This is a genomic window from Streptomyces sp. CO7, assembly GCF_053474865.1.
Genome location: NZ_JBRIOU010000117.1, coordinates 1 through 440 on the forward strand (window position 1 = coordinate 1; position 440 = coordinate 440).

Annotated in this window: 1 protein-coding gene; it reads right to left on the reverse strand. The window is 43.9% G+C overall.

Annotated features, from left to right (window positions below; translation table 11 throughout):
• Nucleotides 1-116 precede the first annotated feature (116 nt).
• Nucleotides 117-440, reverse strand: a 324-nt coding sequence (locus ACOV8S_RS31375; protein ID WP_448321874.1) for an amino acid ABC transporter ATP-binding protein, incomplete at its 5' end; no start/stop codon positions are given.

A 440-nucleotide genomic window follows, 5' to 3' on the forward strand; every position in this document is an offset into this window, starting at 1 on the left:
TATTCATGTAAGGTAATCTTACATGGTTTTTGGTTATATTCAATATAAATGGATGAAAAGTTCGTGAAATATGAGAAAAAACGTGCATTGAGCACGAAAAATAAAGGGCGTTTGACCTATAAAATGGAGCTGAGAAACAGCTTGGTTCGTTCCTCTTGAGGGGAATCGAACAATTTTGATGGCGTGCCTTCTTCGACGATACGGCCTTCGTGCATATAGACGACACGATCGGCGACTTCTTTCGCAAAGCCCATTTCATGTGTGACGATGACCATCGTCATGCCTTCTTTTGCGAGACTTTTCATTGTTTGCAGTACCTCGCCTACAAGCTCTGGATCGAGGGCAGACGTAGGTTCGTCAAATAACATGACATCTGGTTTCATGGCGAGAGCTCTTGCAATAGCCACACGCTGCTTTTGACCGCCTGATAGCTTAGAAGG